The sequence below is a fragment of the Micromonospora endophytica genome, assembly GCF_003236305.1.
GTDB classification, from domain to species: Bacteria; Actinomycetota; Actinomycetes; order Mycobacteriales; family Micromonosporaceae; genus Micromonospora; species Micromonospora endophytica.
This window is the reverse complement of record NZ_POTX01000086.1, coordinates 1-21,610: the sequence shown is the minus strand read 5'-3', so window position 1 is coordinate 21,610 and position 21,610 is coordinate 1. Positions and strand designations below refer to the sequence as shown.

Annotated in this window: 19 protein-coding genes and 1 pseudogene; 12 read left to right on the top strand and 8 right to left on the bottom strand. The window is 69.7% G+C overall.

The features are described 5' to 3' along the window. Window positions 1–55 precede the first annotated feature (55 nt). Entirely contained in the window at window positions 56–1,906 is a 1,851-nt protein-coding gene (locus C1I93_RS14810; RefSeq protein WP_111243869.1) for a thiamine pyrophosphate-requiring protein, read from the bottom strand. A 237-nt stretch (window positions 1,907–2,143) separates the two neighbouring features. Here C1I93_RS14810 and argJ point away from each other — a divergent pair, with 237 nt between their 5' ends. After that, the gene (argJ, locus tag C1I93_RS14805) at window positions 2,144–3,295 is read left to right on the top strand and encodes a bifunctional glutamate N-acetyltransferase/amino-acid acetyltransferase ArgJ (protein ID WP_111243868.1); all 1,152 of its coding nucleotides are present in this window, start codon (window positions 2,144–2,146) and stop codon (window positions 3,293–3,295) included. 51 nt (window positions 3,296–3,346) lie between these two features. Here the strand turns inward: argJ and C1I93_RS14800 are convergent, their stop codons facing one another. From C1I93_RS14800 to argH, 4 genes are read right to left on the bottom strand one after another with little or no spacing between them, the layout of a single operon-like run. Next, a complete protein-coding gene (locus tag C1I93_RS14800) occupies window positions 3,347–4,192 on the bottom strand; it encodes a DMT family transporter (RefSeq protein ID WP_111243867.1) in 846 nt (281 codons plus the stop codon). Between the two features lie 11 nt (window positions 4,193–4,203). Continuing rightward, the gene (locus tag C1I93_RS14795) at window positions 4,204–5,151 is read right to left on the bottom strand and encodes a methionyl-tRNA formyltransferase (protein WP_111243866.1); all 948 of its coding nucleotides are present in this window, start codon (window positions 5,149–5,151) and stop codon (window positions 4,204–4,206) included. A gap of 19 nt (window positions 5,152–5,170) precedes the next feature. Next, on the bottom strand, window positions 5,171–6,352 hold the full coding sequence (locus C1I93_RS14790; protein WP_111243865.1) for an argininosuccinate synthase: 1,182 nt from the start codon (window positions 6,350–6,352) through the stop codon (window positions 5,171–5,173). Continuing rightward, window positions 6,349–7,890 (bottom strand): argininosuccinate lyase, encoded by a 1,542-nt coding sequence (gene argH / locus C1I93_RS14785; protein WP_111243864.1) that lies wholly within the window; start codon window positions 7,888–7,890, stop codon window positions 6,349–6,351. Before argH ends, C1I93_RS14790 begins: the two co-directional genes overlap by 4 nt. Before the next feature lie 770 nt (window positions 7,891–8,660). On the opposite strand from argH, the gene C1I93_RS14780 reads away from it, so the two are divergent. The 5 genes and pseudogenes from C1I93_RS14780 to C1I93_RS14760 all read left to right on the top strand — a co-directional run. Beyond that, entirely contained in the window at window positions 8,661–9,443 is a 783-nt protein-coding gene (locus C1I93_RS14780; RefSeq protein WP_111243863.1) for an enoyl-CoA hydratase/isomerase family protein, read from the top strand. A 22-nt stretch (window positions 9,444–9,465) separates the two neighbouring features. After that, entirely contained in the window at window positions 9,466–10,881 is a 1,416-nt protein-coding gene (locus C1I93_RS14775; protein WP_111243862.1) for an asparagine synthase-related protein, read from the top strand. Between the two features lie 35 nt (window positions 10,882–10,916). Beyond that, the gene (locus C1I93_RS14770; protein ID WP_146603503.1) at window positions 10,917–11,717 is read left to right on the top strand and encodes a TauD/TfdA dioxygenase family protein; all 801 of its coding nucleotides are present in this window, start codon (window positions 10,917–10,919) and stop codon (window positions 11,715–11,717) included. After that, window positions 11,714–13,171: a class I adenylate-forming enzyme family protein gene (locus C1I93_RS14765; protein WP_111243860.1), complete on the top strand. Its 1,458-nt coding sequence runs from the start codon at window positions 11,714–11,716 to the stop codon at window positions 13,169–13,171. Before C1I93_RS14770 ends, C1I93_RS14765 begins: the two co-directional genes overlap by 4 nt. Window positions 13,172–13,265: 94 nt before the next feature. Further along, a pseudogene (locus C1I93_RS14760) lies at window positions 13,266–13,481 on the top strand (oxidoreductase); the annotation flags it as partial. A gap of 31 nt (window positions 13,482–13,512) precedes the next feature. On the opposite strand, the gene C1I93_RS14755 reads toward C1I93_RS14760, so the two are convergent. Together C1I93_RS14755 and C1I93_RS14750 are read right to left on the bottom strand one after the other, a co-directional pair. Continuing rightward, window positions 13,513–13,701, bottom strand: coding sequence for a DUF397 domain-containing protein (locus tag C1I93_RS14755; protein ID WP_111243859.1), 189 nt, complete (start codon window positions 13,699–13,701; stop codon window positions 13,513–13,515). Beyond that, window positions 13,688–14,485: a helix-turn-helix domain-containing protein gene (locus C1I93_RS14750; RefSeq protein WP_111243858.1), complete on the bottom strand. Its 798-nt coding sequence runs from the start codon at window positions 14,483–14,485 to the stop codon at window positions 13,688–13,690. Before C1I93_RS14750 ends, C1I93_RS14755 begins: the two co-directional genes overlap by 14 nt. A gap of 319 nt (window positions 14,486–14,804) precedes the next feature. On the opposite strand from C1I93_RS14750, the gene C1I93_RS32485 reads away from it, so the two are divergent. The 4 genes from C1I93_RS32485 (at window position 14,805) to C1I93_RS14725 (ending at window position 18,830) form a co-directional block, all read left to right on the top strand. Further along, a complete protein-coding gene (locus tag C1I93_RS32485) occupies window positions 14,805–15,170 on the top strand; it encodes a hypothetical protein (protein WP_111243857.1) in 366 nt (121 codons plus the stop codon). Window positions 15,171–15,725: 555 nt separating this feature from the next. Beyond that, window positions 15,726–16,631: a LysR family transcriptional regulator gene (locus tag C1I93_RS14735; protein WP_111243856.1), complete on the top strand. Its 906-nt coding sequence runs from the start codon at window positions 15,726–15,728 to the stop codon at window positions 16,629–16,631. Beyond that, on the top strand, window positions 16,628–17,167 hold the full coding sequence (locus C1I93_RS14730; protein WP_223256675.1) for an RNA 2'-phosphotransferase: 540 nt from the start codon (window positions 16,628–16,630) through the stop codon (window positions 17,165–17,167). The genes C1I93_RS14735 and C1I93_RS14730 overlap by 4 nt, the downstream gene beginning before the upstream one ends. Before the next feature lie 298 nt (window positions 17,168–17,465). Further along, window positions 17,466–18,830, top strand: coding sequence for a CE1 family esterase (locus C1I93_RS14725; protein ID WP_111243855.1), 1,365 nt, complete (start codon window positions 17,466–17,468; stop codon window positions 18,828–18,830). Window positions 18,831–18,885: 55 nt separating this feature from the next. Here the strand turns inward: C1I93_RS14725 and C1I93_RS14720 are convergent, their stop codons facing one another. Next, window positions 18,886–19,944 (bottom strand): mandelate racemase/muconate lactonizing enzyme family protein, encoded by a 1,059-nt coding sequence (locus tag C1I93_RS14720; protein ID WP_220039577.1) that lies wholly within the window; start codon window positions 19,942–19,944, stop codon window positions 18,886–18,888. Window positions 19,945–20,016: 72 nt separating this feature from the next. Between C1I93_RS14720 and C1I93_RS14715 the strand changes: the two genes are divergently transcribed. Together C1I93_RS14715 and C1I93_RS14710 are read left to right on the top strand one after the other, a co-directional pair. After that, window positions 20,017–20,826, top strand: a complete 810-nt coding sequence (locus C1I93_RS14715) for a TrmH family RNA methyltransferase (protein WP_111243853.1) — start codon at window positions 20,017–20,019, stop codon at window positions 20,824–20,826. 68 nt (window positions 20,827–20,894) lie between these two features. Then, window positions 20,895–21,610: PucR family transcriptional regulator ligand-binding domain-containing protein (locus C1I93_RS14710; RefSeq protein WP_498070717.1), on the top strand; the 716-nt coding region annotated here is incomplete at its 3' end.

The window sequence follows — 21,610 nt, the reverse complement described above, 5'->3', positions numbered from 1 at the left end:
GGTGTTAACAGGGGACCCTTGCTATACACCAGGCGTTAGCAGGGGGCCCCTCCTTTCACCGGCGGCGGGGGCGGTAGGTGGCCACGGCGGTGGGCAGGCCGCGGCGGAGGATGCCGGCCCAGTCGGTGTCGCCGCGGAGAACGGCGGCGGCGGTCTTGCGGGCCTGCTCGGCGGTGAAGTGTGGCGGCATCATCAGCTCGGCCGGGTCGACCAGGGCGTTGATGACCGTGGGGCGGTCGGCGTGCAGGGCCTCGTCCCAGGCGTCGCAGACCTGGTCGGGGTGGTCGACAAGGGTGCCGCGCAGACCCAGCACCTCGGCCCAACGATGGTAGGCGATGTCGGGCAGTTGCTGGCTGTCGGCGAACATCGGGGTACCTTCGCTGGAGCGCTGCTCCCAGCTCACGAACGCCAGGTCCCGGTTGTTGAGCACCAGGATCACGAAGCGGGGGTCGGCCCAACCCTGCCAGTATTTCGCCACCGTGATCAGCTCGTTGACGCCGTTCATCTGCATCGCGCCGTCGCCGATCAGAGCCACCAACGGGCGGTCCGGGTGGGCGAACTTGGCCGCCAGGGCGTACGGCATGGCACCGCCCATGGAGAGCAGGGTGCCGGAGAGGCTGGCCAGCATGCCGGGGCGGACCTTGAGGTGCCGGGCGTACCAGGCGGTGGTGGTGCCGCAGTCCACGGCGAGCATCACGTCGTCGGGGAGTCTCTCGCTGAGGCTGGCGAAGAGCAGTTGCGGGTTGACCGGGTCGGCGTTCTGCTCGGCCAGTTCCCGCTGTGACTGCCGCCAGGCGGCGGTGGCGCCGGCGATGGTCTGCCGCCAGCGGGTCGGCCCGGGCCCGGGGCCGAGTTCGGCGAGCAGGGCGCGCAGGGTGGGCGCGGCGTCGCCGGTCAGGTTCACCTCGGTCGGGTACCGCAGACCGAGCTGGGTGCCGTCGTGGTCGATCTGCACCGCCCGAGCCTGGCCGGGTGGCGGATAGAACTCCGAGTACGGCATGTTGCTGCCGACGATCAGCAGCCGGTCACACTCTTTCATCAGTTGCCAGCTCGGCCGGGTGCCGAGCAGACCGATGGCACCGGTCACCCAGGGCTCCCGATGGTCCACCACGGTGAAGCCGAGCAGCGCGGTGGACACTCCCGCGCCGAGCCGGTGCGCGATCTCGCGTACCTCGTTCTCGGCGCCGAGCGCGCCCTGGCCGACGAGCATGGCCACCCGCTCGCCGCTGCCCAGCACCTCGGCGGCGTGCCGGAGGTCCGCCGCCGGCGGCACCGTCGTCGCGCTGCTCGGCACGCTGCTGGTGTGGTAATAACCGTGCGCGTGCGGCGGGTGAGGCATCGCGGCCAGGTCCTGCACGTCCAGGGGCAGCACCAGTGCGGTGACGGTACGCCGGGCCAGCGCGGTGCGGCAGGCCCGGTCGACCAGGTGGCCCACCTGCGACGGGTGGTCCAGTTGGGCGAGGAACGCCGCCGCGACGTCCTTGTAGAGGGCGAGCAGGTCCACCTCCTGGTAGTAGCCGCCGCCCTCGGCGGTGAGCGCGGTGTGCCCGACCAAAGCCACCACCGGCTGGTGGTCCAGCTTGGCGTCGTAGAGCCCGTTGAGCGCGTGGATGGCACCCGGCCCGCTGGTCACCAGCACCGCGCCGATCGGCCCGCCACCGTATTTGACGTGCCCCGACGCGGCGAAACCCGCGGTCTCCTCGTGCCGCACCTGGATGAACTGCGCCTGCTCGCAGGTGCGTTGCAGGGCGGAGGTCATGCCGTTGATGCCGTCGCCCGGGTAGCCGAAGTAGCGGCGGACACCCCAGCAGGCCAACCGCTGCACGATGTGGTCCGCGACGGTGGCGTCGCGGGGCAGCGGCCACGGGTCGGCCGGCACGAAGCTGCTGGCGTGATCTGTGCTCACCGGTTGGCCTTTCGGTCCGTGGAGTTCCCGGCAGGACCGGACCGGCATTCCCCCTCTTTGCCGGACAAAACCGTAGTGGGAGAAGGGTGCGACGCGCTCGGGACGGGGGTGGTCACCGGATCATGATCGCAAGGCGCGGTGGGGCATGTACGTACCGCAATGTTCTCTTATGCTGTTGACTGTATGATTCTGCGGCCGTGGTCGATGAGGGCCGCGGTCGATGAGGAGAGTCGTCTGATGGACACCGCCGCCCCTCAGGGTTTTCGTGCGCTGGTGGGCAATGCCGGACTGCGGGACGGGGGTGACGACTTCGTCGCGCTCGTCTCGGAGGTGCCGGCGGTCAGCGCGGCGGTCTTCACCCGATCCCGGTTCGCCGGGCCCAGCGTGCTGCTCAGCCGGGCGGCCCCCACGTCGGCGGCGCGCGGGGTGGTGGTGCTCGCCCGCAACGCCAACGTGGCCACCGGCGACGAGGGCATGGCGAACGCCCGCGAGATCCAGTCGAAAGTAACCGCAGCGATCGGGCTGGCCGCGGACGAGTTGTTGATCGCCTCGACCGGGGTGATCGGCCGGCAGTACCCGATGCCCAGCATCCGTGCGCACCTGGCCGATCTGCGTTGGCCTTTCCCGCCCGCGGATTTCGACCGGGTGGCCGGGGCGATCATGACGACCGACACCCATCCGAAGGTGGCGCGGGCGCGATGTGGCTCGGCCACCCTGGTCGGCGTCGCCAAGGGCGTCGGGATGATCGAGCCGAACATGGCCACCCTGTTGACGTTCTTCTGCACCGACGCCGAGATCGGTCCCGCCGATCTCGATCGGGTGTTCCGTGCCGTGATCGACCAAACCTTCAACGCGGTGAGCATCGACACCGACACGTCGACAAGCGACACGGCGGCCATCTTCGCCAACGGGCTTGCCGGACCGGTCGACCTCGACGAGTTCGCCGCGGCGCTGCATGCCTGCGCGCTGGAGTTGGTGCGGATGGTGGCCCGCGACGGTGAGGGCGCCAGCAAACTGATCGAGGTACGGGTCACCGGCGCCCGTGACGACGCTCAGGCCAAGCGGGTCGGCAAGACCGTGGTGAACTCGCCGCTGGTGAAAACCGCTGTGCACGGTGCCGACCCGAACTGGGGTCGGGTGGCGATGGCGGTGGGCAAGTGTGAGGACGACGAGGACATCCGGCCGGATCGGATCCGCATCGGCTTCGGCGGCCTGGAGGTCTATCCCACCGCCGCCACCGACGAGGTGCTTCGGTTGTTGCAGGAGCACCTGCGCCGCGACGACGTGGTGATCGAGGTCGACCTCGGCATCGCAGACGGCTCGTTCACCGTCTACGGCTGCGACCTGACCGAGGGCTACATCCGGATCAACGCCGACTACACCACCTGAGCGCACCGGGGTGACCCCTGGGCCGGAACCACCCCGGTGCCGGTGCGTGCGTCAGCGCATCGCCAACAGGAACACCCCGGCCATGGCGAGACCGACGCCGGCCCACTGCACCCGCGTCGCCCGCTCGTGCAGTACCACCCTCGCCAGCAGCAGGGTGCTGACCGGATAGAGCGACGCCAGCAGCCCCGCCACCGAGAGGTAACCCTCTCGGACGGCCAGCAGGTAGAGCACGCTGGAGAACATGTCCAGCCCACCGGAGAGCAGGGCGAGTCGGGCGGTCGTCCCGGACACCCGCACCGGCCAGCGGGCGAAGGGCCACAGCACCGCCAACATGGCCAGGGAGGCACACCGCGCGGCCACCAGCGGCCACAGACCCGAAGCGTCCCCGGTACGCGACAGCAGGACGAAGAACAGTCCGAAGCCGGCACCGGCGGCCAGCGCGCCGGCGATGCTTCCCAGCGCCAGCCGGCGGCCGGACCGGTCACCGGAGGTCGTCATCGACACGCACGGGATGGCCACCAGTCCGCAGAGCAGACCGGCGGCTGTCGTCGCCGTGACCGAATCGCCGGTCAGCAGTCCCACCATCACGGGAAGGATCGCGGCCATGGCGGCGGTCGTTGGCGCGACCACGCTCATCACCCCGTGCGCCAGCGCGTGATAGAGCAGCATGGCGCCGATGCTGCCGGCGAGCCCAGCCGCGGCTCCCCAGGCCAGGTCGGCGGCGGTGAAGCCGCTGTTGCCGATCAGCCCGACGAACAACACCGCGGTGAGCAGTCCCGCGGCGTTGGACCAGAGCACCACGGTGACGGCCGCGGCGCGCTTGGTGGCCATCCCACCGACGAAGTCGGCGGCACCCAGCACCGCGGCCGAGCCGAGGGACAGGAAGATACTGAACAAGATCGCCTCTCTCAGGGGTGGGAGGTCAGGTAGCCCCCCATGGTGCGGAAGTAGGCACGAGCCGGTAGCTCGGTCCCGTCCACCGTGCGCACCCGTTCGATGACCAGTCCGTGTTCCCGTCCGGTGTGGGCCTCGGGACCACAGACCACGACGATTCCCTCGCCGTCCGGGCAGAAGATCCGCCCAGGGGTGCCGCCGTACCGCTTACGGGAGACCGATGCCGAGGTCACCCGCAGTTGTTTCGTGTCGTGGTACGCGAAGGCGTTCGGATAGGGATCGCTCTGTGCCCGCACGAGGTTGGCCAACCGATCGGCCGGCCAGGACCAGTTGATGCGGCTGTCCTCCAGGGATCGCTTGTGGAAGAACGTGGCCTCGTTCGGATCCTGCTTGATCCATGGCGTGGTGCCCTCCTCGATCAGATCGAGTGCGGACAGAGTGATCTTGGGAAAGATCTCGACGGTGCGGTGGAACAGGTCGGTGACGTTGTCCTTTTCGCGTACCGGCACCCGCTGCTGCACGACGATGTCCCCGAGATCGAACTCGTCGTTCATGAAGTGCACGGTCACCCCGACCTCGGGCTCGCCGTTGAGCACGGCCCAGTTTAGGGGAGCGAAGCCGCCGTAACGGGGCAGCAGGGCGTCATGGATGTTGATCGCGCCGTGTCGAGCCAGGCCGTAGACCTGAGGGGACAGCCAGGTGCGCCAGTCGGAGGAGACGATGATGTCCGGCGCCAGCTCGCGCATCCGTTCGACGACCTGGTCGTCGTTGGCGTATTTGCGGACGAGCAGGGGAATTCGATGCTCCGTCGCGAGGCCGGCCACCGAGTCGTCCCAGATGGATTCGTACATGTGGTCGCTCTCCGGATGGGTGATCACCCAGACGACCTCGTGCCGAGACTTCAGCAGGGCTTGTAGAACCCGGTGTCCCCAGGTCTGAAAGCCCATGAAGACCACTCGCATGTGCCTACCTTCCTTCCACTCACGCCATTTCGGGCCGGATCAGGGGCAGCGACCACACGTACGCGAATCCCGCGCCCGCGCGATGATCGAATTCGTCGCCGGCGTCGTACGTGGCCAGCCCTCGGCGGTAAAGGGAATGCGGCGACTCACGACTGACCACGGTGCAGCCGCCCTTGTAGAGGTCGAGAACCACTTCGCCGGTCACCGCCGACTGGAGGTTCTCGACGAACGCGTTCATCGCGCGGCGCAGGTTGCTGAACCAGTAGCCGTAATAGACGAGCTCGGCGTAGCGCAGTGCCAGGGCCTGCTTGTGGTGCAGCGTCTCCCGGTCCAGCACCAGCGACTCCAGCTCGGCATGCGCCGCCATCAGGACGGTGGCGGCGGGAGCCTCGTAGATGCCGCGGGACTTGAAACCGACGATCCTGCTCTCGATGATGTCGATCCGTCCGATGCCCTGCGCCGCGGCCAGGTTGTTGAGCTGCCGGACCAGGTCGGGCAACCCCAGACGTACGCCGTCCAAGCTGACCGGCGTACCCGCCACGAAGCCGACTCGCACCCGGGTCGGCTCGTCCGGCGCGTCACGCGGGTCGCGGGTCAACTGCCAGGCGTCCGGGGGCGGCGGCAACGCGATGTCGTCCAGGTCCCCACATTCGATGCTGGTGCCCCAGATGTTGGTGTCGATGCTGTACGGCTTCTCCTTGTGCACCGATACCGGGATGTCGTGCTTCTCGGCGTAGGCAAGCTCGTCCTCACGGCTGGTCAGCTCCCAGTCGATGACCGGCGCCAGCACCTTCAGCCTCGGATCGAGCGCCACCACGCTGGCGTGGAAGCGGACCTGGTCGTTGCCCTTGCCGGTCGCTCCGTGGGCTACCGCGTCCGCCCCGAGTTCGTGGGCGAGTTCGACCATGCGCTGCGCGATCAGCGGCCGGGACAGCGGCGCGGCCAGCAGGTACTTGTTCTGGTAGCGGGCGTGCGCCTGGAGCGCGGGTAGGGCGAAGTCGGTCAGGAACCGGTCGACCAGCGGCTCGGCGCGTACGGTCGAGGCGCCGGTGCGCAGGGCGCGGTCCCGTACGTCGTCGAGGGGCTCCAACTGGCCGATGTCGGCGCAGAACGCGATGACCTCCGCGTCGTACCGTTCGCGTAGCCAGTGCAACGCCACCGAGGTGTCGAGTCCGCCGGAATAGGCCAGGACGATCTTCATCGGGACTCCTTGTCGGTGACGGCGCAGAGCGCGGCGGGAAGCGCCTTGTCCAACGCGACGCCGGCCGCCACCTCCTCCGCGCAGCGGAAGGTGGCCGCCCGGGCGGCGGTCAGGTCGGCCTGGCGCTCATCGACCCAGGCGCGCTGCTCGGCCGAACGCTCGCGCAGCTCGGCGGCGGTGCGGCGGACACTCGTGGCAGCGGTGCCGCCGGCGCTCGTGTAGCCGTTGACGGCGTTTCGCGGTGCCAGGATGTCCCGTAGAACGGGCTCGGCCACGGGGTACCCCTCCGCGGCGACAAGTTCGGCGACCAGGTCGAGGTCACGGAGGGTCGCTTGCCGCGCGAGCAGTTGGCCGACCACCCGGCCGACCACGTGATGTGATTCGCGGAAGGAGACACCTGCCTCGGCGACGAGGTAGTTGGCCAGTTCGGTGGCGGTGGAGAAGTTGACCCAGCAGAGTTCCTCGCCGCGCCCGGGATCGAAACGCAGGGTACGGGTCTGCGCCTCGACGATTCGCAGGGCGGAGAGGTAGGTGTCGATGCTCTGCCAGAGGAAGGGCTTGTCCTCCTGGAGATCGCAGCTGTATCCGAGGGTCACGCCCTTGACTGCGGTGAGCAGTTGCATCAGGACGCCGACGGTCCGGCCGGAGCGTCCGCGCACGAGTTCGGCGACGACCGGATTCTTCTTCTGCGGCATGATCGAGCTGCCGGTGCTGAAGGCGTCCCCGACCTCGCAGAGCCGGTACTCGTGGCCGCTCCACATGACGATCTCCTCCGCCATCCGGGAGAGGTTGTTGCCGCCGAGGGCGAAGACCGCCGCGGCCTCGATCATGTGGTCGCGGGCGCTGGTCGCGTCTAGTGCGTGCGTGAGGACCCGGTCGAAGCCCAACAACCGGGCGGTGGCGTCCCGGTCGAGGTTGAACGAGGTGCCGGCGAGCGCGCACGCGCCCAGGGGCGACTCGTTGACCCGGTCGAAGGCGTCCCGCAGCCGTCGTACGTCGCGGGACAGGGCGCTGGCGTGCGCGGTGCGCCAGAAGGCCACGCTGACTGGTTGCGCGGCTTGGCTGTGGGTGTAGCCGGGCAGCACGGTCGTCAGGTCGTCGTCACTGACCTCGGCCAGTAGATCGATCAGATCGAGGTTCGCCGTCATGGCCGACAGCAGCACCTCGCGCAGGTAGAGCCGGGCGTCGGTGGAGACCTGGTCGTTGCGCGAGCGTGCGGTGTGCATGCGTCCGCCGACGTCCAGGCCGAGCTTCTCGATCACCATCTGTTCGAGGTTGAGGTGCACATCCTCGTACTCGGGCCGGAGAGTGAGGGCGCCGGCTTCGCGTTCCCGGTCCAACTCGCCCAGCCGGTTCAGCAGGGATCGGGCCGCGTCCATGTTGATGATTCCCTGTTGGGCGAGCAGCAGCACGTGGGCGACGTTCTGCCACAGGTCGTGCGGCAGGAGTCGGACGTCGACATCCACGGTGAGGGTGTATTCCAGCACCTCGGAGGTGATGTCCTCCGAGAAGCGTCCGCCCCAGAGCTTTTGTGTCATTTTCACGTCACCTCTCTGGCTTTATCGCCGTTTCGTCAGCGGCCGTCGACTCAAAAACCGCATGCGTTACCGCCTCCGCCCGATTTGGGCGCAGCTGTGGAATAACTGGGAAATTGTGGGACGGTTTCTCGGGAAGTGCCTATTTAGCCTTCGGCGCCACTGCCGAACGTGTGCATCTCGTATAGTGGGACACGAAGAGCGGGGTGGATGCCGGCCGGCGTCTGGATGCTGTCGGTCAGGCTGGTGGTGGCGGCTGGTGTGCCGCTGAGGTCCGGTGGTGCGCGGAAGTTGGCGGTGCCGAGGGGCCGATGGGGCCCTGAATGTGCAGTTCAAGAAGGTTTAGGCAAGTGTTTGTCGCGCAGCCGTGCTCCCCGTGGTTGACCGTGCTTGTGCCCGACGGCTTGGTGTTCACCAGTGGCCGTGAAGGCGGCAGGACTGTCGTGGCCGTTGCTGATGGTAGTGGCGCAACTGCGACCTGGTGGTACCGTCTCCCGTCATGTGGGAAGAAATTTCCGATTAACGGAACCCTATCTGGATCTACCTGTCGGCATTGATCCACGTGCTCTGCATGATCGATGATCTAAATCAGGTCGTGTGTGTTGTACGGGTGGCCGTTGACAATTTTCGTCGCGCTGCTAAACATGGTTCCGGTCTCGTGTCCGCCGCGGCGTCCGAAATCGGTCGAGCGTGCCGTTTGTCGATTCCCCGAGACCGGAATTCGCTGCCCGCGACCGGGCGACCCGTCCAAGCCCACGGAGGGACTGAACCGGATGACGCTCACCGACGACGTCGAGAGCCACTTCACCGTCGACATGTCCGCCGGCGGCGTGGCCGTGGTGGAGTTCTCCGAGGGGCATCGCCACAACATGTGGTCGATGCCGAGGATGCGGGCACTCACCGCGATGATGCGTGACCTCGGCGACTCCGAGGTGCGGGCGGTCGTCCTGTTCAGCGGTGTCGGTCGATCATTCGGGGTGGGTGGCGACTTCCACGAGACGTCCACCTTCCGTGGTGACCAGGAGGTTGACGAGTGGATCGACGACATCACCGATCTCTATGTCGCCTGCCTGCGGTTCAACAGGCCGCTGGTGGCGGCGATCGACGGCTATGCGATCGGCATCGGCCTGCAGATCGCGCTGACCGCCGACTACCGGCTGGGCAGCGACCGGTGCCGGTTGAAGATGCCGGAGTTCCAGCTCGGCATCGCCTGCACCTTCGGAGGGTTCATGTTGCAGCACTCGGTGGGTCGGGCGGTGATGCAGCAGATGCTGATGTCGTGCGAGGTGTGGCCGGCGGAGCGGAGCCTCCGCGACCAGTTGCTGCATGAGGTCACCGGGCCCGCGGAGCTGCGTGATGTCGCGGTCGAGCGGGCGGCCACATTCGCGGGGTACCCGACGGCGGGCTTGCGCAGCACGAAGCCCTACCTCAACGCGGCGTACATCGCCGAGCTCGAACGGTTGCGAACCATCGGCAAGCAGGCACACCGGGCGGCCTTCGCCGCCGGAGAGGCACAGCGGACCATGCGCCAGGTCATCGGCACCAACGATCGCTAGCCGTCGGACGGGAGACAACGCCATGGCTACCAGCAGATGGGTAGTGGTCAGCAACCGAAGCCTGCCGGGGCTGGCGCATCTGGCCGCGCAGCACCAGATCGGCGACCTGACCCTGTACTGCGCCGGCCTCTCCGGCGCACTGCCCGCACACCCACCGGTGGAGATCGACGTGCGGTCGATCGCGGTCGTCGGGGCAGAGCCGTCCCCGACGGACGGTCAGACGGCCAGCCTGACTCTCGACGAGGGTGGGCTGACCATCCGTACCTCCCTGCTCAACGAGGACGCGGTACATGTCGCGGTCAACCGGCCCAGGGCAGCGTTCGCGTACTTCACCGACCCGTTCCTGGCACCGCTGATCCTGCCCGCGCTCGGGTTGCCGGTCGAGGTACGCGACGACGAACCGACCGCGGAGAGCGATGAGACGCTGCTGCGGCACGTCCACCGGCTGCCGTTCGGGGCGACCCAACAGGTCAGGCAGGATGCCCGAGGCTGGACCATCCATGCCACCATGCGCGACGATCCGCTGCGGCAGCTGCGTCGACCGAGCCTCACCGTCGGCCGGGCCGCCGGCGAACTCCAACTGGAGGCCTTGCGGGAGACGATCCGGCGGATCGCCGCGAACCGGCCGGACTGCCGGTTCGCCACGTTGCTGTCCGGAGGCATCGACTCCGGGACCGTGACCATGCTCGCCGCGGCCGAGGGGCTGCCGCTGACGGCGTACAGCGTGGGCACCCCGTGGGGCGACGAGTTCGACGACGCCGCCGAACTCTGCGATCACCTCGGCCTCCCCATGACCCGGATCAGCCTCGGCGAGGAGCGGATCCTCGACGCCATCCCGCGCGCCGTACGCGGCCTCGGCGTGACCGCGTCGGAGGTGGTGGAGGTGGCGTTGACCGCCTCGGCCGTGTACGCCGGTACCGAGATCGCGACGGATGAGACGCTGCTGACCGGCTACGGCAGCGATCTGATCAACGCCGGCCTCTACGAACCGTTCGACATCGTCGACGAACTTGTCGACCAGACGCTCGCCGCGTTGCACCGCACCCGGTTCACCAACGAGCTCTCCAGCCGGCTGCCCCTGTCCCACAGCCGGCAGGTGCACCATCCGTTCTGGAACTGGCAGGTGATCCGAGTGGCGCTGGACACCGCCCCCGCGTGCAAGGTGCACGCCGGGCGGGAGAAGCATCACCTGCGACTGGCGGTCAGCGACCACCTGCCGCACCGGATCGCCTGGCGTCGCAAGGTGGCCGTGCACCACGGTGGCGGCCTTCAGGCAGGGGTGATCAAGCTGCTGGCGGCCGATGCCCCAGGAGTGGACCGCTCCGCCGTCTACCGCGCCTGTTTCCGGGAGCTGATCGCCGTGGCGGCGGACGGCAGTCCGGACGAGTGGGACGCCACCCGCCTGTACGAGCGCGCCATCGCCCGTGCCCGTCGTTGACCTCGACCACAGCGCTGACCACCAAGGAGACGACCATGAGCCTCACCCCGTCCGGGCTGGGCACCCGATTCGGCGCCGACGTCGCCGATGACCTCGTCGACACCTGCCAGCGGGCGGCGACCCGCACCGGCCTCGCCCTGGTCCGTGGCCTCGACCTCGACGCCGACAGTTTCCAGCGCCTGGTGCACGCCCTCGGCGACACCGTCGACCACAAGTTCGGCGAGGGCCGCGCCGACCTGCTCGAATTGAACGCCTCCGCCGACGACGGCAAAGTGGTCACCGGGCGGGGACCACTTCCGCTGCACACCGACGGTCTGCTGGTGGGGGAGCGGACCGACCTGATCGTGCTCTACGCGGCGCGGTTCTCCGACCGGCCCGGATCCGGCGAGACGACCGTGTGTGACCAGCTCGCGGCCTGGGCCGAGATGCCCGACGACCTGCGGCAGGTGATCGAACACACCGGGTTGGAGTACCTGGTCGAGGAGCGAGGGTACTTCCCCACGGTTCCGCAGAGCTGGTACGAGATCCCCGCTGTGCGGGACTACGGACGCGTCCGTTCCCTCAACCTGACCCTGCCGTTCCCGCCTGGCGTGCCGCGTGGTTGGCAGGTGCGGGTCAAGGGTGCCGACGAGGAGGACTCGGCACGGTTCTTCGCGCGGCTCGGCGAGTTCCTGCACCGGCCCCGCTACCTTTACCAGCACTCGTGGCAGGTCGGCGACCTGATGGTCATCGACAACCAGCGCACGCTGCACGGACGCACCGCGATCAGCGACGACGGTGAGCGCCTGCTGTTCCGAGGGCAGGTCACCCTGGCCGCCGACCGGGCCGCGCGATGAGCGTGCTGTATCAAGCCTTCCGGCGGGTCGCGGCCGACCACGGCGACCGGGTCGCCGTACGGTCCGCCGAGGGTGAGGAGATTTCGTACGCGCAGCTGGTGCACCTGGTCGAGCGGATCAGTGCCGAGCTGTCCACGCTCGGGGTGGCACCGGGCGACGTGGTGGCCACCCGACTGGCCAACTCTCCCGGCTACGTCGGTCTGATCCTGGCGCTGGCCCGGTCAGGAGCCGTGCACGTGCCGATCAGCCGGTCCGCCGCACCCGACCGGATCGACTGGTCGATCGAGCGCACCGGGCCGCGACTGTTGGTCGATGAGCCCGACCACGGGCCGTACGATCGACTGCCGACGGTGGGGTTGGACGAGCTGGTCACCGGCCGGGCACGACTGGACGGTGCGGCGGAGCCGGCCGTCCACACGGGGCTGTTCCGGATGTTGGAGACGACCGGCTCCACCGGGATGCCGAAGCTGGTGTCCTGGCGACAGGACGACCTGCTGGCGGACCGGTCGGCGTGGTTGTCCTATCTCGGCATCACACCCGACGACGTGTTCCTGACCATGCATCCGCTGGACGTGGCACACGGCGTCGACGTACACATGTTTCCCGCGTTGCTGGCCGGCGCCCGGCTGGTGCTCTCCGACCCGGAGGCGGCACCGGGTCTGCTCGTCGATGACCTGGACCGGTCTGGTGCGACCGTGTTCAGCGCCCTGCCCCGACACTATGACCAGCTCGCCGGGTGCGGTCCCCGGACGCTGTCCCGCCTGCGCCTGCCGCTCTGCGGCGGGGCGTACCTGAGCCAGGACGTGGTGCGGCAGAGCCGGCACCGGCTCGGCATCCACATCCGGCGGATCTACGGATCGACGGAGTTCGGGATCGTACTGGGCAATCTGGACGACGTGCCCCAGGAGGACCGCGGGATGCGGCCGCTCCCCGAGGTGCAGGTGCAGCTCGGGCCGTTGACCGGGCAGCCGTCGCAACCGCCGGCCGGCGAGGGCGACGCAGGCCGGTCGGTCGGGGAGATCCTGGCGCGATCGCCGCACACGAGCCGCGGCTACCACGCCGATCCGACGGCGACCGCCCAGGCGTTCCGGGACGGTTGGTATCACACAGGTGACGTCGCCGAACGCACTCCGACCGGCGAATACCGGGTGCTCGGCCGGGTCGCCGACGCGATGCCCGCCGATGGCGGGGTGCGGTTCGCCGCACCGGTCGAAGCCGCGCTGCAGGCCTGCGGTCTGGTGGCCGAGGCGGCGGTGCTGCCGTCGCTACCCGGTGTCGAGCCCGTGGCCGCGGTCGTCGGGGCGCGGGATGCCTCCGCTGACACGGTGCGCGCCGCCGCCGAGAAGGTGCTGCGCGAACACGGCCTGGCCATCCCGCTCCGGGTGCTCGACCAGCTGCCGTACACCCCCGTCGGCAAGGTCGACAAGCCGCTCCTACGGCGACGTCTCGGGTAGCCGCCAGCCGGAGCCGGCAAGCTCGCTCGTTTCGACAGTACGGGGGTGCGGAGGCGGCTTTCGCGCGTGGTCAGGGCGACGAGGATGTCAAGTCAACCAGTGCATCAGCCTGGGTCGCCGGGACGTCCAGTACGTGACCGCCGACGACCGGGCCACGTCGTACCACCTCAGCGGCAAGCTGGCGGCCCGTTACAAGGAGTTCGTCTGCCGGGGCGCGGCCTGGGCGATCAGCCACCCGACGCTGATGTTCCCGTCCCGTCGCCGCCACCTCACCGCACCACTGCCGGTGCCGCTGGCGGCTGATCGCTGAGTCGGTGCGCGACCTGGCGGGGCGTACGTGGTCAGCGTCGCGTGGCCAGGTCGAGGAAGGCGCGCCAGGCGGCTGTGTCGAAGGTGAGCACCGGGCCGGCCGGGTCCTTGCTGTCCCGGACGGCGACCACACCGGCCAGGTCGCCGGCCACCTCGACACAGTCGCCGCCGGCGGTGTTGCTGCGGGTGGACTTCTTCCAACGCGCGTTACCGAGGTCCATGCTGGCTCTCAACTTCCTTGATCAGGGCGATCGAGAGGTCTTCGGGGAGGGCGACCGCCCGCACGCACTCCCATATCGACAGAAGTGTAGTGACTTTCTCTTCCGTGTCGGCCGCCTCGCCGCCGAGCTGATTGTCAAGGTGGCCGATCCAGGTCCCGTCCGGCAGTCGCGCAATCAGCAGCGGTCCGGAGAGGCCGACGTGCAGGCCGGCGCTGGCCGGGATGATGTGGATGTGCACGAAGGGTAGCTCGGTCATTCGTAACAGATGGGCGAGCTGCTCGGCCATGATGGCGTCGGTGCGGCGCAGGGCGGCCTCGTCGATCACCGCGACGACCTGCGGTGGACGCTCCCGCCTGAGGATTTCCTGGCGCTCCAGCCGGGCCGCCACCTGCTGCTCGATCTCCTGCTCCGGGCGGGTGTCGTCGAAACGCAGCACCGCGCGGGCGTAGTTCTCGGTCTGGAAGAGACCGGGAATCAACGTCGGATTGAAGTAGCGCAGCTGTCGCGCCTTGCGTTCCGCCTTCAGCCAGGGCATGAACCAGACGGGCTGGCCGTCCTGCTGGGCGGTGCGCAGCAGCGACTCGAACAGGCCGCCGGTCTCCAGGATCTCGTCGGCGCGCCGGGCGTACGGCAGGTCGACCGGGCGGGTGCCGGTCTCCACAGCGGAGACGGTGGAGGCCGAGTAGTTCGTCCGCTTGCCGAACTCGTCCTGGTTCATGCCGGCCAACGCCCGCTGCTTGCGCAGCTGCACGCGGATCAGATCCACGCTCTGCTCACCTTCCATGCGCCCTCCAGCCGACTCGCCAAGATCACCGAGTGTCACCGAGTGGCCGTCGAGATCCACCGACCATCGCCACGACCAGGCTCGGCCTGTTCCGAGCGTAGTGGCGTCCTCAGCAGACTGTCACGTAGGCGGATCCGCTCCACGCCGTGCGGAGCTGGGGCGGGTTCTGCTCCGGGGCCGTCCCCGCCTCTTCCCCCGGCCGGGGCGGCCCCTTTCTCGCCCGATCCGGGTGCGTCTCCTGTCGCTGTAACAGCAAGAGGCGTACCCGCATAGATCCTTTCTGGAGGTTGAGGTGCGCGTACCGTCGATTCCGGGCGTCGTGGTGACGACGCGGTTGCCGACGCCTGGTCGCGGTCCGCTCCCGGAGCGCCCACGCCCGGTCGGTGCGCAAGCGCCGCACACGCCGTTGCGGCCGATGTGGTGCTGCCGGGCCTGCGGCCAACCGTGGCCGTGCGCGCCGGCGCGGCTGCTGCTGCGGGCGGAGTTCGACCGCAACCGGACCGGCCTGTCCATCTACCTTGCCGGCTTGATGTACGAAGCCATGCGCGACCTCTACCACCTCAACCCGCACGACGGCCCTGACCCGAAGGCGCTCTTCGCCCGCTTCCTGGCCTGGGCGGCCCCTCGCCGACCAGCGGCCGATCCGCCCGGCTCGGCGCGGCATCATCCACCAGCGAGCGGGTGACCAGGCGTTCGACGTCGACCCAGGTGGGGGTGGGGTGACCGTAGCGGGGCACCGGGCGGCGTTGGGGGCCGAAGAAGTACTGGTGGGCGACGGCGCCCCGGATCGCGGCGTGCACCTCGGGGTGGTCGTCGACGAAGTGGGTGAGGTCCAGGTCGAGACAGTGCACCCGCTTGTCGGCCCGGGCGCGGCAGAACCGCACCTGGTTCCGGTCGACTCCGGTACGCCGGTAGAAGTCGTGGGCGACCAGCCAGCGCAGGGTACGGGCCTGGACGCGTGGGCCGCACTTGGAGACCAGCCAGACCCGGCCGCCGAAGCGGGGGACCAGTCGGGCGATGGTCTCGATGGCTCCGGGCACCTCGGGGGTGGCCAGCATGGTTGCCTCGTCGCCGCTGAAGAAGGCGGTGTCGCCGCCGCAGGGGTGGGCCGAGCCGTCGATGATGACCCGGCCGATGTCGATGCCGAGCCGAGGATTGTCGTCGTTCATGCCAGGCAGCATGTCTCCCCGGACCCTGCGCGCAGAACTATTGTCTGGCCGACCTTCTATAGTTCTGGGTTATGAGCGGACGTGAGCTGCTGGAAGTCGACGCGCTGCGTTCGTTCGCGGTCTTCGCCGAGCATCGCAACTTCACCGCCGCTGCTGCGGCGCTGCACATCAGCCAGCCCGCTTTGCACGTGAAGATCCGGAAGTTGGCCTCGGCGCTCGGCGTCGACCTGTACGAACGGGACGGTCGCCGACTGACGCTCACCGCCGCCGGTGAGCGGCTCGCCGCGTACGCCCTGGACTCGCGCCGACGGGCCGACGAGTTCCTGCGGGAGCTGCACCACGAGTCGGCACCCACCCTGACCGTCGCCGCCGGCCGGGGCGCGCTGCGGTGGGTGATCGGGGAGCCGATCCGGCGGATCGGCCGGCAGGGGCGGCGGGTGCACGTGATCACCGCCGACCGGGACGCCGCCCTGGCCGCACTCAACACCGGACGCGCCGACCTGGCCGTCATCGCGCACGACCCGCCGGGCCGGCAGGTCGAGGCGAGGCAGATCGCCGCGTACCGTCAGGTGCTGGTCATCGACGACGGGCATCCGCTCGCCTCCCGTCGACAGGTGCGGCTGCGTGACCTCGACGGCCTGGACCTCGTCGTACCCCCGGCCGGGCGTCCGCACCGGCGGGCGCTGGACCGGTCGTTGCTCGACGCGGGCGTACGCTGGCAGGTCGCCGCCGAGGTGGACGGCTGGGACCTGCTGGTGCACCTGGCCGCGCTGGGTGTCGGCGCCACCGTCGTCAACGGGTGCGTCGGGTTGCCCGACGGCCTGCGCGCCGTGCCGATCCACGGCCTGCCGCGGATCCGCTACTGGGCCGCCTGGCGGCCGCCCCGCGCCCACCTGGTCCGTGACCTGCTGGAGCAGTTCGGCCGGGCCGGCACGGTGGTCGACCGGGTCGGTCCGCGCGATGGGGAGCTCCGGTGAGTGACCCGCTGACCGCGATGAGCAAATTACTGGCGTACGTGCTGCGCCACCGCCCGGAGGCCGTCGGCATCGCCCTCGACGAGGGCGGCTGGGTCGAGGTGGAGGTGCTGCTCGCCGCGCTGGCCCGGCACGACCGACCCGTCACCCCGGAACTGCTCGACCGGCTGGTGGGCGGCACCGACCGGCGACGCTTCGAGCTGCGCGACGGCCGGATCCGGGCCGCCCAGGGGCATTCGGTCGCCGTCGACCTGCAACTGGCGCCGGTCCCGCCACCATCGGTGCTCTACCACGGCACCGTGGCCCGGTTCCTGCCCGGCATCCGTGCCGAGGGGCTTGCGCCGCGTGGCCGTACTCATGTTCATCTGTCGGCCGACCGGCAGACGGCGGTGACCGTCGGTGCCCGGCGCGGCGATCCGGTGGTGTTACGGGTCGATGCCGCCGGCATGCATGCCGGCGGTGCCGTCTTCTATCGGGCCGCAAACGGCGTCTGGCTGATCGATCGGGTGCCGCCACGGTGGATCGATCTCCCCGGCTGAATCGATACATCCCTATCTCTTGATATGTTATCGCTCACGCGATACGTTGCAGAGCGGGAGCCAGGGGCGCGCGCGATTGTCATGTGAGTGGGATCCGGTCGACGCGACGTCGCCTGACGGGCACTCCGGGCAGCGTTTTCGCACGGCACCGGTCCACGATCGGCGCTCCACGTCCACGACAGACACCTCGCCGAACACCGCCGGCGATGTCGTCGTGCCGCAGCAGGCGCCGCCGCAACCACCACCACGGTGCATCGCACCGACTGCGCGTCCCACCGGGACGCGGAATGGAGTAACGATGGTGAGACGCAGATCCCTCCTCGGTTCCGTCGTACTCGCGGCGCTTCTCGTCGTGACCGCGGGCACCGTGGGTCTGGCCAGCAACCCCAACACCAGCGCCTCGGCCGCGCAGGCCGCCCCGGCCGCGCAGGCCGCCCCGGCCGCGCAGGTCGGCACGCTCGCGGCGACCGCCGGCTGCGGCCGGGCACCGGGCCTGAACTCCGGTACGCACACCATTCAGAGCAATGGCAAGAGCCGCAGCTACATCCTGCGGGTGCCGGCCAACTACAACCAGAACAACCCGTACCGGTTGATCTTCGGGTTCCACTGGCGCGGCGGAACCGCCGTGGACGTGGACACCGGGCAGACGGTGCTCCGCGACGTGTGGTCGTACTACGGGTTGCGCCAGCTGGCGAACAACAGCGCGATCTTCGTGGCGCCGCAGGGCCTGAACAACGGTTGGGCCAACTCCGGCGGCGAGGACGTGACCTTCGTCGACGACATACTGCGGCAGATCGAGGCGAACCTCTGCGTGGACACGAGCCTGCGGTTCGCGCTCGGGTTCAGCTTCGGCGGCGGCATGAGCTACGCGCTGGCCTGCGCGCGGCCGGACGTGTTCCGCGCCGTCGCGGTCTACGCCGGCGGCCAGATCAGCGGGTGCAGCGGGGGCGCCGGCCGGGTCGCGTACCTGGGCGCCCACGGGGTCAGCGACAACGTCCTGGGCATTGCCGGCGGCCGGTCGCTGCGGGACCGATTCGTCACCAACAACGGGTGTACGCGGCAGAACGCCCCGGAGCCGGCGGTGAACAGCCGTACCCACATCACCACCAACTACTCCGGGTGCGCCACCGGATACCCGGTCAGGTGGATCGCCTTCGACGGTGGGCACGACGCCAGCCCGGCCGACGGCGCCAACCGCGACGCGCCCCCGGACGTCAAGGGCCGCACCACCTACCTGCCGGCCGAGACCTGGAACTTCTTCACCCAGTTCGGTGGCGGCACCACCCCGCCGCCGAACCCGACCACGCCGCCGCCGAACCCGACCACCCCGCCGCCGGGCGGCACCAGCGCCTGCCGGGTCGCGGTAACGGTCAACGCCTGGAACAACGGCCTGACCGAGGACATCACCGTCACCAACACCGGCAGCAGCGCGATCAACGGCTGGTCGCTGGTGTTCACCCTGCCTGGCGGGCAGACCATTACCGGTGGCTGGAACGCCAGCTACTCGCCGACCTCGGGGCAGGTCACCGCGCGCAACGTCTCGTACAACGGGTCCATCGCCCCGGGCGCGTCGGTCGGCATCGGCTTCCAGGCCACCCACACCGGCAACTCCGGCAGACCGTCGTCGTTCTCCCTCAACGGTTCCACCTGCACCATCGCCTGATCGAGGACCGGGACCTCCCGAGCGGCGCCGCCCGCTCGGGAGGTCCCACCCGCGCCTACTTCTCCACGACCTCCCACGGGCCCACCAGGTAGCGGTCGAGGGCCTCCTCGGAGAAGCCGAACCCCAGCCCCGGGGTCTGATGCAACCGGATGACCCCGTTGGCAACGTCGAATTCGCGGTCGAGCAGCGAACCGATGTTGTGGATGTCGTGGCCGACGAAGTACTCGACGAAGATCGCGGCCGGGAAGGCGGCCACCATCGGCGCGTGCAGGTCGTGGAACCAGTGTGGCGCCAGAGTTGCCCCGTAGGCGCTGGCCAGGTCGGCGATCTTCCGTAGCTCACTCAGCCCGCCGCAGACGGCCGCGTCGCATTGGAGGATCACCGCGGCCTCGGCGTCCAGCAGACTCTTGGCCCGCCAGCGTCCCGCTTCGATCTCGCCCGTCGCGACGGTGATCGGCGTCGCCCTGGCCAGCCGCGCGTGGTTCTCGATGTCGTCGGGCGCGAACGGTTCCTCGATGAAGTACGGATCGAACTCCTCCCATCGGCGCAGCGCGCGAAGTGCACTCGGCAGATCGCTCCAGGCGTTGTTGGCATCGAGCATCAGCAGTCCCTCGGGGCCGATGACCTCTCGTGCCGCGGCGATACGAGCCCGATCGTCCTCGACGCCGAGCCGCCCGACCTTGATCTTGAAAGCGGTGAATCCGAGGTCCCGGTAGCCCTGGAGCTCTGCCGCGAGCCCATCAACGCCCTTCCCCTCCAGGTAGTAGCCGCCGGAGGCGTATGCCGGGACCTCATCGGAGTGGCCACCCAGATACTTGTGCAACGGCATGGCGGCGGCCCGCGCGCTGCGGTCCCAGAGCGCGATGTCGACTGCGGACAGGCCGCGAACGACCGAGCCGGCCCGGCCGTGCAGCAGCGCCTCCTGGTACATCGCCTGCCAGGCACCCTCGATCAGGTCGGCGTCCCGGCCCAGCAGAACCGGGGCCAGGAGGTCACGCACGGCGAGGGTGGCAATGCCGGCACCGCTGTGGCCCGGGTACTCCTTCCGCGCGGAGACGACATCCTCCCCGAAGGTGCGTGGATCTTGGACGTCCTCAGCTGGGGGCGGTCTCACCCCGTCGGTGTTAACAGGGGGCCCCTCCTCTACCGGAGGCGTTAACAGGGGGCCCCTCCTTACACTCGGCGGGTGGGTTTTGAGTTGATCACCGAGCCGGACGATGAGCGGATCGGCGACTACCGGGCGTTGACCGACGTGGAGTTACGGACCCGGTGGGAGCCGCCACACGGGCTGTTCATCGCCGAGGGCGAACTGGTGCTGCGGCGGGCGCTGCGGGCGGGCTACCCGGCCCGGTCGTACCTGGTCGACGCCAAGCGCGTCGACCAACTCGCCGACCTGGACACCGGTGACGCCCCGGTGTACGCCGCCACCCAGGACGTGCTGCGCGCGGCCACCGGCTTTCACGTGCACCGGGGGGTGCTCGCGTCGTTCCGGCGCACGGCGTTGCCGACCGCGGCGGAGGTGCTGGCCACCGCCCGTCGGGTGGTGGTCCTCGAAGACGTCAACAATCACACGAACCTCGGCGCGATCTTCCGGGCCGTCGCCGCGCTCGGAGTGGACGGGGTGCTGCTCTCGCCCACCTGTGCCGACCCGCTCTACCGGCGCAGCGTACGGGTGAGCATGGGTGAGGTCTTCGCCGTGCCGTACGCGAAGCTGGAGCCCTGGCCGACGGCGCTGGCGCAGGTAAGCGACGCCGGCTTCACCGTGCTGGCGATGACGCCGGCACCGGACGCGGTGCCCATCCAACGGCTGACGCCCGCCCAGCGGGCCCGCGCCGCGCTGCTGCTCGGTGCGGAGGGAGCGGGGCTGACCGAGGCGGCGATGACGGCCAGCGACGTCCGGGTGGTGATCCCGATGCGTCGCGGCGTCGACTCGCTCAACGTCGCCGCCGCGACGGCCGTCGCCTGCTGGGAGCTGAGCCGCGACGACGAGGTCTGAGCCGGATCGGCCTGGACCGCTGACCAGCGGTTACCGCAACTGGGGTCACGGACGGTAGCGTGTCGCGGGTGTTCCCTACCGTCCGTGAGGTCCTGGCGCTGGACCCGGTCCGTCACGGCGCTCCCCGCCTGGTCGCTGGCGGGGCCGGGCTGGACCGGCCGGTGCGGTGGGTGCACGTCGCCGAGGTGCCGGACATCGCCGCCCTGCTCGGTGGCGGCGAGTTGGTGCTCACCACAGGCATCGGGCTGCCGGCCGACGACGCCGGGCTGCGGGCCTTCATCGGTGACCTGGTCGGCGTCGGGGTCGCCGGGCTGGTGGTCGAGCTGGGCCGACGCTATCTCACCGGGGTGCCGAAGGTGATGGCCGCGACCGCCCAACGGCACGGCCTGCCGCTGGTGGAGCTGCGCCGGACCACCCCGTTCGTCCGGGTCACCGAGGCGGTGCACGCGCTGATCGTGGACGCGCAGCTCACCGAGCTGCGGGCCACCGAGGAGATCCACCAACGGTTCACCGAGCTGTCCGTGGAGGGCGCCGATCCGGGGGAGGTGATCCGGCAGGCCGCCGAGCTGTCGGGTTGCCCGGTGGTGCTGGAGAACCTCTCCCGGCAGGTGCTCGCGTACGACCCGGCCGGGGAGAACGCCGAACTGCTGCTCGCCGGGTGGGAACAGCATTCGCGGCAGGTCCGGCCGGCCGGGCGCACGGCGTACGACCCGGACAGCGGTTGGCTGGTGACCATGGTCGGTGCCCGGGGGGAGGACTGGGGGCGGCTGCTGCTGCGCTGGCC